Origin of the sequence: Pseudoalteromonas amylolytica (assembly GCF_001854605.1) — a bacterium.
Taxonomy (GTDB): domain Bacteria; phylum Pseudomonadota; class Gammaproteobacteria; order Enterobacterales; family Alteromonadaceae; genus Pseudoalteromonas; species Pseudoalteromonas amylolytica.
Window position 1 is genome coordinate 3,997 of record NZ_MKJU01000031.1, and the last position, 15,219, is coordinate 19,215.

General features: G+C 43.8%; 14 protein-coding genes. 5 read left to right on the forward strand and 9 right to left on the reverse strand.

Annotated elements, in window-relative coordinates; translation table 11 throughout:
• Positions 1-100 precede the first annotated feature (100 nt).
• Both BET10_RS17760 and BET10_RS17770 read right to left on the reverse strand, forming a co-directional pair.
• On the reverse strand, positions 101-487 hold the full coding sequence (locus BET10_RS17760; RefSeq protein ID WP_071038891.1) for an energy transducer TonB family protein: 387 nt from the start codon (positions 485-487) through the stop codon (positions 101-103).
• A 491-nt stretch (positions 488-978) separates the two neighbouring features.
• Entirely contained in the window at positions 979-1,890 is a 912-nt protein-coding gene (locus tag BET10_RS17770; protein WP_070986970.1) for a hypothetical protein, read from the reverse strand.
• A 402-nt stretch (positions 1,891-2,292) separates the two neighbouring features.
• Between BET10_RS17770 and BET10_RS17775 the strand changes: the two genes are divergently transcribed.
• Positions 2,293-3,249, forward strand: coding sequence for an integron integrase (locus tag BET10_RS17775; RefSeq protein ID WP_070986972.1), 957 nt, complete (start codon positions 2,293-2,295; stop codon positions 3,247-3,249).
• Between the two features lie 47 nt (positions 3,250-3,296).
• On the opposite strand, the gene BET10_RS17780 is transcribed toward BET10_RS17775, so the two are convergent.
• From BET10_RS17780 to BET10_RS17810, 7 genes are all read right to left on the reverse strand, one after another.
• On the reverse strand, positions 3,297-4,058 hold the full coding sequence (locus tag BET10_RS17780; protein ID WP_070986973.1) for an SDR family oxidoreductase: 762 nt from the start codon (positions 4,056-4,058) through the stop codon (positions 3,297-3,299).
• A gap of 5 nt (positions 4,059-4,063) precedes the next feature.
• Complete coding sequence (gene mmsB / locus BET10_RS17785) at positions 4,064-4,951, reverse strand: 3-hydroxyisobutyrate dehydrogenase (protein ID WP_070986975.1); 888 nt, start codon at positions 4,949-4,951, stop codon at positions 4,064-4,066.
• A 10-nt stretch (positions 4,952-4,961) separates the two neighbouring features.
• On the reverse strand, positions 4,962-6,101 hold the full coding sequence (locus BET10_RS17790; protein WP_070986977.1) for an enoyl-CoA hydratase/isomerase family protein: 1,140 nt from the start codon (positions 6,099-6,101) through the stop codon (positions 4,962-4,964).
• Positions 6,101-6,877 carry an enoyl-CoA hydratase gene (locus tag BET10_RS17795; protein ID WP_070986979.1) on the reverse strand — a complete coding sequence of 259 codons (777 nt, stop codon included), beginning with the start codon at positions 6,875-6,877 and terminating at the stop codon, positions 6,101-6,103. The genes BET10_RS17790 and BET10_RS17795 overlap by 1 nt, the downstream gene beginning before the upstream one ends.
• A gap of 10 nt (positions 6,878-6,887) precedes the next feature.
• Positions 6,888-8,045 carry an acyl-CoA dehydrogenase family protein gene (locus tag BET10_RS17800; RefSeq protein ID WP_070986981.1) on the reverse strand — a complete coding sequence of 386 codons (1,158 nt, stop codon included), beginning with the start codon at positions 8,043-8,045 and terminating at the stop codon, positions 6,888-6,890.
• Between the two features lie 85 nt (positions 8,046-8,130).
• Positions 8,131-9,621, reverse strand: a complete 1,491-nt coding sequence (locus tag BET10_RS17805) for a CoA-acylating methylmalonate-semialdehyde dehydrogenase (protein ID WP_070986982.1) — start codon at positions 9,619-9,621, stop codon at positions 8,131-8,133.
• Between the two features lie 88 nt (positions 9,622-9,709).
• A complete protein-coding gene (locus BET10_RS17810) occupies positions 9,710-10,888 on the reverse strand; it encodes a thiolase family protein (protein ID WP_070986984.1) in 1,179 nt (392 codons plus the stop codon).
• Positions 10,889-11,208: 320 nt separating this feature from the next.
• On the opposite strand from BET10_RS17810, the gene BET10_RS17815 reads away from it, so the two are divergent.
• From BET10_RS17815 to BET10_RS17830, 4 genes are read left to right on the forward strand one after another with little or no spacing between them, the layout of a single operon-like run.
• Entirely contained in the window at positions 11,209-11,604 is a 396-nt protein-coding gene (locus tag BET10_RS17815; RefSeq protein WP_070986986.1) for a MerR family transcriptional regulator, read from the forward strand.
• Between the two features lie 20 nt (positions 11,605-11,624).
• Positions 11,625-12,800, forward strand: a complete 1,176-nt coding sequence (locus tag BET10_RS17820) for an isovaleryl-CoA dehydrogenase (RefSeq protein WP_070986988.1) — start codon at positions 11,625-11,627, stop codon at positions 12,798-12,800.
• A 10-nt stretch (positions 12,801-12,810) separates the two neighbouring features.
• Entirely contained in the window at positions 12,811-14,418 is a 1,608-nt protein-coding gene (locus BET10_RS17825) for a carboxyl transferase domain-containing protein (RefSeq protein ID WP_070986990.1), read from the forward strand.
• A 12-nt stretch (positions 14,419-14,430) separates the two neighbouring features.
• Positions 14,431-15,213: an enoyl-CoA hydratase/isomerase family protein gene (locus tag BET10_RS17830; RefSeq protein ID WP_070986992.1), complete on the forward strand. Its 783-nt coding sequence runs from the start codon at positions 14,431-14,433 to the stop codon at positions 15,211-15,213.
• Positions 15,214-15,219: the final 6 nt, after the last annotated feature.

A 15,219-nucleotide genomic window follows, 5' to 3' on the forward strand; every position in this document is an offset into this window, starting at 1 on the left:
GGACACATAACGCCTTAATAAACGGCGGAAAATAGCAGGCTAAACTAAGCGAAGAATGAGCGCAAGCCTGCTGTTTTGCGTCCATTGTTTAATTAATTTGTTATGTTCTCTTTTTAAACTGTATGTATTTAACGTGCACTTTATTACCAACAGTACCATATGCATTGGGCAAGACTTTTGCTTTTCTAAGCCCTCTTAATATTGCACGTGAGTGTATTCTAATTGGATTGAGGCTCAATATTTTAAGGTTTATTACTTTACCTTCATTTGATACATCAAATTCTACGGTACCCTCTGTATTTGTTAAGGCACAGGCAGAAGGCAAAGAAGAATTAAACCGTATTGTACTGGGCTCAAAAATACTGGACTTACCTTCAATTGATGTAGCAATGCTAATGGGCTCATCTAGAAACTCAATGTCAGGATCATTACATGCTTTAGTAACACCAAATTGGACACCAGCTACAAGTAATAATGTACTAATCACGATGCCTCCTGAGAACATAACGCCCGCATAATGGGCGGATTAGCTTGGCTAAAATTAGCGAAGAATGAGCGACAGCCAAGCGTAAGACGTCCATTCATTAATGCGCTTGTTATATGCACGCTACTTGCAAGCTAAACATTCTGATTCGTCAATTGTTGAATACTCAGCGTACCAATAATGAGAGTCTTTAATTTCTCGGTACACCAAGTTATTACTTTCGTATTTTTCAGTAAACCTATTATTTAGAATAATTAGAGTTTTACACTTCGGTGGCCAAGAAGATTTTTCAGCAATTTGATTACCATTTTTCAACTCTTCTTCAAGCAATGAACTCAATTCTTTGGATTTAAACACCACTTCTCCATGTGCATATAACGCCGCATTAAGGTGTGAGTAACGCAGCCACGAAACTAAACTTTACCACCGTAAACACCGAACTCGACGATGGAATGAAAAACGCCAAGCGTTACGAATCACTCTTAAATGCTTTGTTAAGTGTCTAGTTCTGCAAATTCTTGATGCACAACACCAAGCAAGGTTTTACACTCAACAAGCGTATCCCAATCTTCAGAATCTAAGTACGGTTTATAAAACTTAAGTAGCTCAAAGATTATTTCATGAGGCTCTTCAATATCGTTCATTCTAAGTCGAGTGAAGATTTTTTCTTGTTGCCTACGTTCGGCTCGACTCAATTTAAGCAATTTACGATCCGTAGAAGACTCAAAAAGATTAGAGATTATTTCTACTATTGGTAGTGCGTTTTCAGCAATGGGATCAGCAATGCTCCCACAGAGTCGATCCGCAACTAAAGTAACCCAAAGAGCTATTTCTCGGAAAACAGTTGGTTGAATGGCATCACTGTCTATGCGAGTTTTCAAAGATGCTATTGCGTCTTCATCTTGGAACAAATTAGTTAAATATTCTGTTCTATTTAAAGTTTCTAGAACTGATGATGGGTATAGAGATAAAATTGAAATCAACTTACTTGTTATTGGGTACATTTCTTGCCCAGAAGTTGATAACAATTGAATTTCTTTACTGACTTCGACTGCCTCTTGAATTTTACTAGCATTTTCCAACCCAAGATAAGAAGCTTGGGTTAGGTAATCAATGTTCTTTTTGTCTTCTAGAAAGTTGATTATACTTAAAGCACTGTCTGAATCTGGAACTAGCAATTCTAATTCTCTAGCAACAGACATACCTAAGCCCACGTGAGCAGGTGTACTTAACAAGTCATCTACTTGTTCATACTTAATTCGATAAGTGGCAATCTGAGTTCGCACACCTTTTAGAGCGTCTCTTTGAGTTGATTTCCTGTACGTTACTAACGCTAAGATTACTGAGCCTGTTGTTGCGATAGCAGCAATAAAGGTTCCTAGATTACTAAGTTCTTGTAAGGTCATGATTTAAGACTCAATTGATGTTCAAATCGTATTCTATCTTCATTATTGATGTGTGCAAAGTTGAATAGACACTTAACAGTGTATTAGCGTGAATTCGCGTTAATGTTCTACCCATTAACCCTCATACACACCAATTATAAATCTTAATTACGCCAAATATTAGCATGTTAGATGCTATTTTGTCCTCAAAAAATTAACAATGGGCATAGTTCAAACCGAGAATCTACTTAACCGAGAATGGGCGAACTTGTTTATAGAAATTAAATCTAATAGGAATCATAGATATAAATAATCTGCCTGGTCTTTAGACTAACAATTTTCGCAAAAATTAACGGGGTCTCTAGTTGCAAAATTTGATGCCTTAAATTATACCTGTACAAAACCACAGTAAATGGACTTACTATGAACAAGTCACCTTTTTTGGAATCTGTGCGCGTTGAGCTTAGAACTCGTCGCTATAGTTTGAAAACTGAAAAAGCTTATCTGCATTGGATAAAACGGTTTATTTTGTTTAATGATAAGCGCCATCCTGAAGGAATGGGTAATGTTGAGATTGAGCGTTTTCTTAATCATTTAGCTTGTAACAGGCTTGTAAGTGCTGCAACTCAAAACCTTGCGCTATGCGCCATCATATTTTTATATCGCTATATCATAAAACAAGAAATTAAAGGTTTAAATTACGCTTCTAGCCAAGTAGAAAAAGCATTGCCTACCGTACTCACACATGATGAAGCGACAGAAATAATTAATCATTTGCAAGGCAAATATGCACTCATCGCGAACATGCTATACGGTAGCGGCTTACGTATAAATGAAGCGTTATCCTTGAGAGTGAAAGATTTAGACTTTAATCAAGGTACAATTTTTGTGTTTAGGGGCAAGGGTAAAAAAGACCGTTACACGCTACTACCAAAAAGTTTGCATCTACCATTACAACAACAAATAGAAAAGGTAAAACAATTACATAAGCGTGATCTAAACGAAGGCTTTGGCATGGCGTCTTTGCCGCCGTCTCTTGTCAGAAAATATAAGCATGCAGTGAAAGATTTTGCGTGGCAATATCTATTTCCTTCAAGCACACGATGTGTGCATCCGCATGATAACTACATATGCCGACACCACTTACATGAAACAACTTTTCGCAAAGCACTGCGTGTTGCTTTACTGAAGACGGATATATGTAAGCGAGTAAAAGCGCACACTTTTAGGCATTCATTCGCGACTGAATTGTTACAATCGGGCTCAGATATACGCACCGTACAAACGTTGCTTGGGCATGAAGACGTTAAAACCACACAAATTTATACCCATGTAATTGGCGATACCTTTGCCTACACAAACAGTCCTATCGACAAATAAAAAGGCATGTACCAAAAGTACATGCCTTTTCAAATTATAAACTCACGTTACAAACGAATACCGCCGTCAATCTCAACTACACGGCCTGTGAAGAAGTCGTTTTCAATGATGTACTTCGCAGTGTGAGCAATTTCTTGTGCTTCGCCTAAGCGCCCTACTGGTTTCATTTTCAGTAAGCGCTCTTTAGCTTCTGGCTTCATTGCGTCTGTCATCGTGGTGCGGATCACACCCGGTGCAATCGCACCAACACGAATACCGAAACGGCCCAACTCTTTTGCCCAGCTCGTCGTCATAGCCACTACACCCGCCTTTGCAGCCGAGTAATTGGTCTGCCCCATGTTGCCAGAACGAGCAACACTCGACATATTGATGATCACGCCACCTTCGCCCGCTTCTACCATTTTTGCAGCCGCCTCGCGACCACACAGGAACACGCCCGTCAGGTTTACATCAATCACAGATTGAAACTGCGATAACGCCATCTTATCAACGATTTTGCCTTCTTTGGCTTTAAGCAATAGGCCATCGCGCAAAATGCCCGCGTTATTGATAAGCACGGCAATATTGCCACTATCCGCTTGTATTGCATTGAATACCGCTTCAACTTCACTTTCAACACTGACATTGGCCACATAGGTGTGTACTTCTGCGCCTAGCGCTGTTAGCTGTGCTTTAGCATTCGCTAACACTTCCTCTTGCATATCAATCAGTGCCAGTTTTGCACCTGATTTTGCAAGCTCTGTGGCCATTGCAAAACCTAAGCCTTGCGCACCACCTGTGATCACTACGGTTTTATTATTAATATCCATAGGGTTTACTTTTCACTATATAATTTAAAAATTGCACTAAAATCTTCAGCGCCTTTACCTTGATTTTGCATCAAGTTGTAGAGGTTTTTGGCCATTGCACCAAGTGGTGTCGCTGAATTTGTTTGTTGCGCGGCTTGCTGTGCTAGCCCCAAGTCTTTTGCCATCAGGTCAACCATAAAGCCTGGTTTATATCCATTCGAGCTTGGTACGTTTTCTTGCACATTCGGGCATGGGTTATACACCTCAAGCGTCCAGTTGCGACCGGAGCTGTTTAGCATGATCTCACTGAGTACTTTTGGATCTAAACCATGGTCTATGCCCATTTGCAACGCTTCGCTAGTCCCTGCCATCAATATACTCAACAGCATATTGTTACAAATTTTAGCGACTTGGCCTGCACCTATGTTACCGGCATGGAATATGTTCTTTCCCATATCCGTTAAGATACTGTTAGCACGATTAAAGTCAGCCTCTGAACCACCCACGATGAAAGTCAATGTTCCTGCAGCAGCACCGGCAACACCACCAGATACCGGTGCATCAACAAAGCTCACGCCTGCCTTTGCTAATTCATTACCCACAAACTGCGCTGATTCTGCATCAATTGTAGAGCAATCAATTACCAAAGTTGACTTATCTAGATGATTGATAAGACCATTTTCGCCACAGTAGATCATACGTACATGTTTACCCGCAGGCAGCATGCTTACGACAAAATCCGCGTCTTCGCATACTTGTTCAACACTGCTTGCACCTTGTGCGCCTTGCGAACTCAATTCTGCTACGGCGCTTTCGCTTAAATCAAACACAGTGACTGAGTGACCTGCTCTCACAAGGTTGCTGGCCATTGGCCCACCCATGTTACCGAGCCCAATAAATCCTATCTTTGCCATGATTTGCTCCTTACATATCCGCTAATGGGTGCGTATCGTCCGACCATTTCGGCGTTAAAAACGCAGCAACAGCTTCATCTGTTACATCACTGACTGAGCTAAATTGCCATTTTGGTGTACCGTCTTTGTCAATCAACAAAGCACGAACACCTTCTTGAAACTCACCACTTTGACCTGCTTGAACCGACATACCCAACTCAAACATAAAGCACTCTTTGAGGCTTTTTCCCTGACCTGCTTTTAATTGCTCACTCACCAAAACAGCACTTAATGCAGAGCCATGTTTAAGTGACTTCTGAGCTTTGCTTAACCACTTATTGTCGTCACTTGGTAGTGCCAAAATATAATCGACTTGCGCTTGAAGCGAGTCCAATAAGTTAAGTTCATTGAGCTGATTTTGTATGCCTTGCAGCGCACTGTGTGGTGGTTGTGAAGACGCTTGTTCTAGCTCTTGTAATGACTGAGTAAGCTTTTCGTGGTTTGACTGTGCTGTGCTGCTCCAATCAACCCCCAACAAACCTGCCACCAACTCACCGTACTTGTCTGCTTCAACAAAGTGATCAGCCAAACCTACATATTGAGCATCACTGGCATTGATTGATGCACCAGTTAATCCTAAAAATAACCCAACGCCCTGTGGCATTTTGTTTAGGAAGTAGCTGCCACCGACATCAGGGTATAGTCCAATAGTGATCTCTGGCATAGCAATACGCGCAGACTCGGTAACCACTTTGTGGCTAGCGCCTGCCATCAAACCAAGGCCGCCCCCCATGATTATGCCATTACCCCAAAGTAGGATTGGCTTTTCATAGGTGTGAATTTGATAATCCAAGCGGTACTCTTGTGCAAAAAATGTTTGCACGTAGTCGTTACCGTCATTAGCAGCCATGGCCTTGTACAGGCTGACAACATCACCACCTGCACAGAAAGCTTTTTCACCTTCACCTTTGAGCACCACCATCGCAACTTTATCGTCTTTTGACCATGCATCTAACTGTGGCGAAAGTAAGCGGATCATATCTAAATTAAGTGCATTGAGCGCTTTTGGTACGTTCAATGTTGCAAATGCGATTTGCATCCCATTGTCGCAATCTGCCAGTTCAAAAAGAACTGGCGCATCAGGGTCATTTAATAACTGTAATTTTGCCATTATCCATTCACCCAGTTTGGTTTGCGTTTTTCTAAGAATGCGTTCACGCCTTCTTTTTGATCTTGCGTATCAAACAGGGTTACGAATAGCTCACGTTCTAACGGCAATGCGCTATTGATTGTGCCAGTGCGACCTTTTTGGATCAGTGCTTTACACGCGGTTACAGCGACAGGGCTTTGCTCACCGACTTTTTCAGCAAGTGCTATTGCAGCATTGAGTGCTTCACCCGTTTCTACCACTTCTTCAACTAAACCAATCTGCTGTGCTTTGTCTGCTTTTAAGCGCTCACCACACAAGATCATGCGCTTAGCCCAGCCTTCGCCTACGAGCCAAGACAGGTTCTGCGTACCGCCCGCACAAGGTAGTAAGCCTACTTTTGCCTCTGGTAATGCCATCTGAGCCTGTGACTCGGCAATACGAATATCACATGCTAACGCAACTTCGAGGCCGCCCCCCATGGCAAAGCCATTAATAGCAGCAATCGAAACGCCTCTAAAATCGCTTAACGTTTCAAACGCCTCACCGAAAACTCGTGACATATCGGCGGCAACACCTTTGTCACCACTGGCAAACACATTTAAATCTGCGCCCGCTGAGAAGAACTTTTCGCCTTCGCCTGTTACCACAAGTGCGTAGATGTTTTTATCTGCGTTTAATTCGTTTACAAGTTCTTTTAAACCAACCAATGTATCACGAGTCCAAGTGTTCGCTGGCGGGTTACTCATGGTGATAATTGCGGTGTTACCTTGTTTTTCAAGCTTTAATTGTGCACTCATGATGTTCTCCTTATAAAACGCTTGCAGCGCCTTCGGCTAAAATACGACGTGCGATGATCACACGCATGATTTCGTTAGTACCTTCTAATATCTGGTGTACGCGTACATCACGCACATGACGCTCTAATGGATATTCTTTGATATAACCATAGCCACCATGAATTTGCAGCGCGTCGTCACACACTTTGAAGCCCACATCTGTGGCAAAGCGTTTCGCCATGGCGCAGTACGTGGTTTTCTCACTATCATTGGTATCTAATTTAAATGCAGCCAGACGCACCATTTGGCGTGCGGCAACAAGCTCTGTATTCATATCGGCAATTTTAAACTGTAAGGCTTGGAATGCTGCCAACGGCTTACCAAACTGTTCACGTTCTTGCATGTATTGTTTTGCGGTATTCAGTGCTTGCTGTGCTGTACCCAGAGAACATGTCGCGATATTGATACGACCACCGTCTAGGCCCTGCATAGCGAACTTAAACCCTTCACCTTCACTGCCAAGTAGGTGATCGGCAGGAATACGCACGTTTTCTAGTGTAACTAAACGCGTTGGTTGGGCGTTCCAACCCATTTTTTCTTCTGCTTTACCATACACCACACCCTCGGCATTGGCAGGCACAACAAACGCAGAAATACCTTTAGGTCCGGCTTCGCCAGTGCGCGCCATTACCACTAAAACGTCAGTTTCACCTGCACCTGAGATAAACATTTTTGAGCCATTTAGAACGTATTCATCGCCTTCTTTAACAGCTTTGGTTTTCAAAGATGCAGCATCAGAACCTGAACCCGGCTCAGTTAAACAATATGACGCCAGCAACTCACCCATTACCAGTTGGTCAATGTAGGTTTCTTTTACTGAGTCAGTTCCAAAACTTGCAATCATCCAAGTGGCCATGTTGTGAATCGTCAACATCGCGGTGGTTGCTGTACACCCCATGGAAAGTTGCTCAAAAATAATGCTGGAGTCTAAACGTGATAAGCCAAGGCCACCTGCCTCTTCTGGCGTGTATAAACCACAAAAGCCCAGTTCGCCCGCTTTTTTAATCACGTCTTTTGGAAAAATATGCTCACGGTCCCAAAGTGCTGCATTAGGAGCCAGTTCGCTCATAGCAAATTGATACGCGGTTTCAGCAAATGCCTGTTGATCTTCGGTTAGATTAAAGTCCATAAAGACCTCTTGTTGTGTTGATGACTAAGCCAGAGAGACTCTGGCTTAGTTAGTAGTTATTCTAATTATCTTTTGAAACGCTGAATTACTTCAGGTCAATACTCATGTTTGGACCGCAAGCGATGTCATCTTCAAACCAGCGTGAGGTAATGGTTTTTGTTTCGGTGTAAAAGCGCACGCCTTGCTTGCCGTACGTGTGTTGGTCACCGTAGAACGAGCCTTTCCAACCTGTAAATGAGAAGAAAGGAAGTGGCACAGGAATTGGCACATTAATACCAACTTGACCCACTTCAATTTCATGTTGGAATTTACGCGCCGCAGCACCGCTTGAGGTAAACAGTGATGTGCCGTTGCCGTAAGGGCTTGCATTGATAAGCTCAATTGCTTCGTCCAAAGTATCAACAAACATACACGCTAACACTGGACCAAAGATTTCCTCTTTGTAAAGGTCCATGTCTGTGGTTACGTCAGTGAATAGCGTTGGACCCACCCAGTTACCTTGCTCATAACCCTCAACGGTAAAATCAGAGCCATCTAACAAACAGGTTGCACCTTGCTCTTTGGCACTGGCAATAAGCGATAAAATACGCGCTTTTGCAGCTGGCGTTGTCTGCGGACCATAAGCCGCTTCAGGATCATCCCAAACACCCGGGCGAACCTTTGATAAAGCTGCTTTTAAATCATCTACCCACTCTTTGGCCTGACCGACAAACACCGCAACAGAAATACCCATACAACGCTGACCTGCTGCACCCACTGATGAGCCAACTAGGTTATTAATAAGTCGCTCTTTTTTAGAGTCTGGCATGATAACCATGTGGTTTTTAGCGCCAACACATGCTTGCACACGTTTAAGGTGTTGTGTGCCTTTTGAATAAATATATTGACCCACACCGCAAGAACCAACAAATGAGATAGCACGAATTTCAGGCGCTTCTAGAATGTGATCTACTTGCTCTTTAGTGCCATGTACCACTTGAAGCACACCCTTAGGCGCGCCCGCTTCTTCGAATAGCTCTACCAAGCGCATTGGCGTTAATGGGTCTTGCTCTGATGGCTTAAGGATGAACGTGTTACCGCATACAATTGCCATCGGGAACATCCAAAGTGGGATCATCGCAGGGAAGTTAAATGGTGTGACACCGGCACATACGCCCAGCGGTTGCATGTACGAATAAGTATCAATTTTGCGTGCAACGTTCTCAACCGTTTCGCCCATCATAAGAGATGGTGCATTTGCAGCCTGCTCAACAACTTCGATACCACGCCAAACATCACCTTTGGCATCTTCAAAGGTTTTGCCTAGTTCATGACAAATGATGGTTGCCAACTCGTCATGATGCTCTTTTAACAATGCAGCGTAACGCATCATGATACGAGAACGCTCAGTAACTGGCACTTCTTTCCAGGTTTTAAATGTTTCTTGCGCTGAGTCAATCGCAGCGCGCATTTCTTGATCAGTCGCACAAGGTACTTTAGCCAGTACTTCTTGTGTCGCAGGGTTTACAACATCAATCCATTTGTCGGTTGATGATTGTGTGAATTCGCCGTTGATGTATAAAGGTACTTGGTGCATGGTGCACTCCTCCCCAGATTATGTGTCATGGCACCAAAGGCTATAATAGTTATCTTGCCTGATTACTTGGTGCCCTAAAAATGTGTGATTAGACTTCTACCGCCAATGCCACCGCTTCACCACCACCAATACATAGTGATGCAATACCTTTTGACAGGCCGCGATTGCGAAGTGCGTGAATAAGCGTCACAAGAATACGCGCGCCACTTGCACCGATTGGGTGACCCAACGCACATGCACCACCGTTTACGTTAACTTTGTTGCTGTCTAAGCCCATTTCATTAATCGCAAGCATAGTAACCATGGCAAAAGCTTCGTTGATTTCCCAAAGATCTACATCGTCTTTGCTCCAACCCGTACGCTCCAGCAAAGTATTCATTGCGCCCACTGGCGCTAACGTAAACTCAGACGGTAACTGTGAATGCGTTGCATGACCGGCAATCTTACAAAGCGGTGTTAATCCTTGACGTTTCGCCTCAGACTCGCTCATTAAAATAAGAGCAGCAGCACCATCTGAAATAGAAGAAGAGTTAGCAGCCGTTACGGTGCCGTCTTTTTTGAATGCAGGACGCAGGCTTGGAATTTTCTCAGGACGAGCATTACCAGGTTGCTCATCGATGCTTACCTCAACATCACCCTTGCGAGTGCTAAGCGTAACAGGCGCGATTTCACCCGCAAAGCTACCATTGTCGATGGCTCCATTGGCCTTGCTAAGTGAGCCTAGTGCAAATTCATCCATTTGCTCACGAGTAATACCATATTGATCGGCTGTATCTTGTGCAAAACAACCCATTGCTTTGTTATCGTAGGCATCTTCTAAGCCATCCGCCATCATGTGATCTTTGATCTCACCGTGGCCCATACGCATACCACCACGCGCTTTTGGAATGAAGTAAGGTGAGTTAGTCATGCTTTCCATACCGCCAGCAATAGCAGAATTAATGCTACCTGCTTTTATTAAATCATGTGCAAGCATGGCAGCTTTTAAACCTGAACCACATACCTTGTTAATCGTGGTTGCGCCAGTTGAGCGAGCAAGACCCGCATGTAACATAGCTTGACGCGCTGGCGCCTGACCAAGACCTGCTGGTAATACACAGCCCATAATAACTTCTTCAATTGAGGCGTCACTTAGACCAGTTTCTGCCATCACGCTTTTAATCGCGGTTGCACCTAAATCCGTTGCACTTGCGCCAGTTAAAGCGCCCATGAAGCCACCCATTGGGGTACGTTTTGCGGCTACGATGACTACAGCATCATTACTCATTTTAAACTCCTATTCACAGATGCCGTTGGATATGGCACCCTGCTTAAACGATTCATCATTAATTTGAGCATACATAATATTTACGTTTACGCCAACGTAAATCTAAAATCAAGCAAAGTGCGTTGACTGAATCTGTAAACATAAGTTGCAAACTAAGCTTTCCAAAGCGCGTTTTTACTCAGTTCTATGTCTATTTTTTGTCACATTCTGAGCCCTCACCACAAATAGTACGAAAGTAGTATTTTTATACATTACTTTACCTTTACGTAAACTTCACTTATATTGGACAAATAAGTATTGAAGTCAATGTGTACATAACCATGCAAGATAACCATAACGAAGAAACCTATTCGATCAGTGAATTAGCGAAGGAATTCGACATCACCACGCGAAGCATCCGCTTTTATGAAGATCAAGGCTTGCTATCTCCCGAACGCCACGGGCAAACCCGTGTATATTCAAAACGCGACAGAGTACGCTTAAAACTGATATTACGCGGTAAACGTTTAGGATTTACATTGGCTGAGACTGGCCGTTTGTTTGAATTGTATGATGCTGACAAATCAAGTGCTAAACAGCTCTCTACTATGCTGCAATTGATAGAAGAGAAAAAAGCAGATTTAAGTCAGCAAATGGATGACATCAAAGTGGTGTTAATGGAGTTGGTAACTGCCGAACGCCGCTGTCGCGACACGTTAAAGAATCTAGAAGAATAATCTCTCACAGGATAAATAGTATGAGTACCGTATCTTTATATAAAGAAATGAATTTTGGTCTAGGCGAAACCGCCGATATGATCCGTGACCATGTAAACAGTTTCGCAAGCGCTGAAATTGCGCCATTGGCTGAAAAAACAGATTTAGAAAATAGCTTTCCTAACCAATTATGGCCACAATTTGGCGATATGGGTTTATTAGGTATCACCGTACCAGAAGAATTTGGTGGTGCAGGAATGGGCTATCTTGAGCACGTTGTTGCGATGGAAGAGATCAGCCGAGCAAGTGCATCAATCGGCCTCAGCTATGGCGCTCACTCAAACCTATGCGTTAACCAAATTAACCGTAACGGTAACGAAGCGCAAAAACGCAAATATCTACCTAAGCTTATCAGCGGTGAACACATCGGTGCCCTAGCAATGAGTGAGCCAAACGCAGGTTCTGACGTTGTATCAATGAAATTGAAAGCGGAAAAGCGTGGCGACAAATACATTCTGAACGGCAACAAAATGTGGATCACCAATGGTCCTGATGCTGACGTGTTAGTTATTTACGCTAAGACCGACTTAGAAGCTGGTTCAAAAGGTATTACCGCATTTTTGGTTGAAAAAGACTTCCCAGGTTTCTCGACAGCACAAAAGCTAGACAAACTGGGTATGCGCGGTTCAAACACCTGTGAGTTAGTGTTTGAAGACTGTGAAGTACCAGAAGAGAATATTCTTGGTCAATTAAATGAAGGCGTAAAAGTGCTTATGAGCGGTTTGGACTACGAGCGTGTAGTACTCGCGGCGGGCCCATTAGGTATCATGCAAGCATGTATGGACATTGTTGTTCCTTACATTCATGAGCGTAAGCAGTTCAACAAATCAATTGGTGAGTTCCAGCTTATTCAAGGCAAAGTGGCGGATATGTACACACAAATGAATGCAGCGCGTTCATACGTATACACTGTAGCTAAAGCCTGTGACCGAGGTGAAACAACTCGTAAAGATGCAGCTGGCGCTATCCTTTATGCCGCTGAGCTTGCAACCAAAATGGCCCTTGATGCTATTCAAATCTTAGGGGGCAACGGTTACATCAATGAATATGCAACTGGTCGCCTACTTCGCGATGCAAAATTATATGAAATTGGCGCAGGTACGTCGGAAATTCGCCGCATGCTAATTGGACGAGAGCTTTTCACAGAAAGCCGCTAAGGAATACCAAATGACTGTACTTAACTCTTCGGTTAACCCTCACGACAGTCAGTTTAAAGCAAACAGCGAAGCAATGGCTTCGCTGGTTGCTGATTTAAACGACAAAGTCGCTACATTATCTCAAGGTGGTGGTGAAGAACTTATCGCCCGTCATCAAAGCCGCGGAAAACTCTTTGTTCGCGATCGAATCAACACACTACTTGATGAAGGTTCTCCCTTTTTAGAAATTTCGCAATTTGCCGCATTTGGCGTCTATGAGCAAGATATTCCTTGTGCTGGCGTAGTGGCAGGAATTGGTCGAGTGCAAGGCGTGGAGTGCATGATAGTCGGTAACGATGCGACCGTAAAAGGCGGAACCTACTTTCCGTTGACGGTTAAAAAGCACCTACGCGCGCAAGAAATCGCAGAGCGTTGCCATCTTCCTTGTATTTATCTTGTTGATTCGGGCGGTGCGAACTTGCCGGAGCAAGACGAAGTGTTCCCAGACAAACTGCACTTTGGCCGTATTTTCTACAACCAAGCTCGCATGTCTGCCAAAGGTATCCCACAAATTGCCGTGGTAATGGGTTTGTGTACCGCAGGTGGCGCTTATGTACCAGCGATGGCCGATGAGAGTATTATTGTCAAAGAACAAGGTACGATTTTCTTAGCAGGCCCACCACTTGTGAAAGCGGCCACAGGTGAGGAAGTAAGCGCAGAAGACTTAGGTGGTGCTGATGTGCACTGTAAAACGTCGGGTGTTGCCGATCACTATGCTGAAAATGATGAGCACGCGCTTTCAATTGCGCGCCAGTGTATTGCTCGTATTAATCATCAACGCCCTACTCGCCCTATTCTAAAAGACGTTAAACCACCTCGTTACGATATTCGTGAAGTCTACGGTATTGTTGGTACTGATTTGAAAAAGCCATTTGATGTGCGCGAAGTTATCGCTCGTATCGTTGATGACTCTCAGTTTGATGAGTTTAAACGCTATTTTGGTGAAACTTTGGTAACTGGCTTTGCAGAGATTTACGGCCACCCAGTTGGGATTGTCGCAAACAACGGCATTTTATTCTCTGAGTCAGCACAAAAAGGGGCTCACTTTATTCAACTGTGTGCGCAACGTGATATTCCGCTGCTGTTTTTACAAAACATCACCGGATTTATGGTTGGCCAGAAATACGAAGCTGAAGGTATCGCTAAGCACGGTGCGAAGATGGTAACTGCGGTATCGTGTGCCGATGTGCCAAAATTCACCGTACTCATTGGCGGCTCTTACGGCGCTGGCAACTACGGTATGTGTGGCCGAGCCTATGAACCCACCATGATGTGGATGTGGCCAAACGCGCGCATCTCTGTGATGGGCGGTGAGCAAGCTGCTGGCGTATTAACACAAGTACGTCAAGATGGTTTGGCACGTAAAGGTCAAAGTATGAATGATGAGGAAGTTGCCCAGTTCAAAAAGCCAATCATTGAGCAATATGAAAAACAAGGCCACCCTTACTATGCTAGTGCTCGTTTGTGGGACGACGGTATCATTGACCCTGCCGACACACGCACGGTGTTAGGACTTGCGCTTGAAGCGGCCGCCAATGCACCACATAAAGAGTCAAAGTTTGGCATCTTTAGAATGTAATAGGAGCAGACTATGTCGGTCACTTTAACCATAACAAAAACAAAAGTGGCGATTTTAGAGTTAAGTCGCCCCGAAAAACATAATGCCTTTGATGATGGCGTTATTGCCGAGTTGATCCAATGTATTGAACATGCCAACGGACTTGATATCAGAGCATTAGTGCTAAAGACCCAAGGTAAGCACTTTTCAGCAGGTGCAGACCTTGGTTGGATGAAGTCGATGGCTGATAACAACTACGAAGAAAACGTAGCAGACTCTGCAAAGCTAGCCAAGCTTATGTCGGTGCTAGCCACGTCTCCTCACCCAACAGTGTGTTTAGTTCAAGGCGCGGCATTTGGTGGAGCGCTCGGGCTGATTGCCTGCTGTGACATCGCTATTGCCAGTCCTGATGCCAAGTTCTGTTTGAGCGAAGTTAAACTTGGCTTGATCCCCGCTGTAATTAGCCCTTATGTGATCAAAGCAATTGGGGAGCGTCAAGCTCGTCGTTACTTCTTAACCGCAGAAGTGTTTAAGGCAGAGCAAGCATTGGCTCTTGGGTTAATTCATGAAATCAGTGATGACCTCAATAAAAGCGAACAACATTTTATCGATACGCTGCTTAACAATGGTCCGGCCGCAGTCAAATCTGCTAAAGCCTTAATTAATGAAGTAGCGAATAAAACAATTGATGAACAATTGATAGCTCATACCGCCAAACGCATTGCCGAAATTCGTGTAAGCCCAGAGGGGCAAGAAGGGCTAAGTGCCTTTTTTGAAAAGCGTGCGCCAAGTTGGCAAAACGCGGCAAAACAGTAAAGGATC

What these genes read in the sequence shown, in the direction of transcription:
- BET10_RS17815 (WP_070986986.1), top strand. Translation starts at nt 11,209, where the DNA reads ATGCAAGATAACCATAACGAAGAAACCTATTCGATCAGTGAATTAGCG.
- mmsB (WP_070986975.1), bottom strand. Translation starts at nt 4,951, where the DNA reads ATGGCAAAGATAGGATTTATTGGGCTCGGTAACATGGGTGGGCCAATG.
- BET10_RS17770 (WP_070986970.1), bottom strand. Translation starts at nt 1,890, where the DNA reads ATGACCTTACAAGAACTTAGTAATCTAGGAACCTTTATTGCTGCTATC.
- BET10_RS17805 (WP_070986982.1), bottom strand. Translation starts at nt 9,621, where the DNA reads ATGCACCAAGTACCTTTATACATCAACGGCGAATTCACACAATCATCA.
- BET10_RS17825 (WP_070986990.1), top strand. Translation starts at nt 12,811, where the DNA reads ATGACTGTACTTAACTCTTCGGTTAACCCTCACGACAGTCAGTTTAAA.
- BET10_RS17780 (WP_070986973.1), bottom strand. Translation starts at nt 4,058, where the DNA reads ATGGATATTAATAATAAAACCGTAGTGATCACAGGTGGTGCGCAAGGC.
- BET10_RS17795 (WP_070986979.1), bottom strand. Translation starts at nt 6,877, where the DNA reads ATGAGTGCACAATTAAAGCTTGAAAAACAAGGTAACACCGCAATTATC.
- BET10_RS17810 (WP_070986984.1), bottom strand. Translation starts at nt 10,888, where the DNA reads ATGAGTAATGATGCTGTAGTCATCGTAGCCGCAAAACGTACCCCAATG.
- BET10_RS17790 (WP_070986977.1), bottom strand. Translation starts at nt 6,101, where the DNA reads ATGGCAAAATTACAGTTATTAAATGACCCTGATGCGCCAGTTCTTTTT.
- BET10_RS17830 (WP_070986992.1), top strand. Translation starts at nt 14,431, where the DNA reads ATGTCGGTCACTTTAACCATAACAAAAACAAAAGTGGCGATTTTAGAG.
- BET10_RS17800 (WP_070986981.1), bottom strand. Translation starts at nt 8,045, where the DNA reads ATGGACTTTAATCTAACCGAAGATCAACAGGCATTTGCTGAAACCGCG.
- BET10_RS17820 (WP_070986988.1), top strand. Translation starts at nt 11,625, where the DNA reads ATGAGTACCGTATCTTTATATAAAGAAATGAATTTTGGTCTAGGCGAA.
- BET10_RS17775 (WP_070986972.1), top strand. Translation starts at nt 2,293, where the DNA reads ATGAACAAGTCACCTTTTTTGGAATCTGTGCGCGTTGAGCTTAGAACT.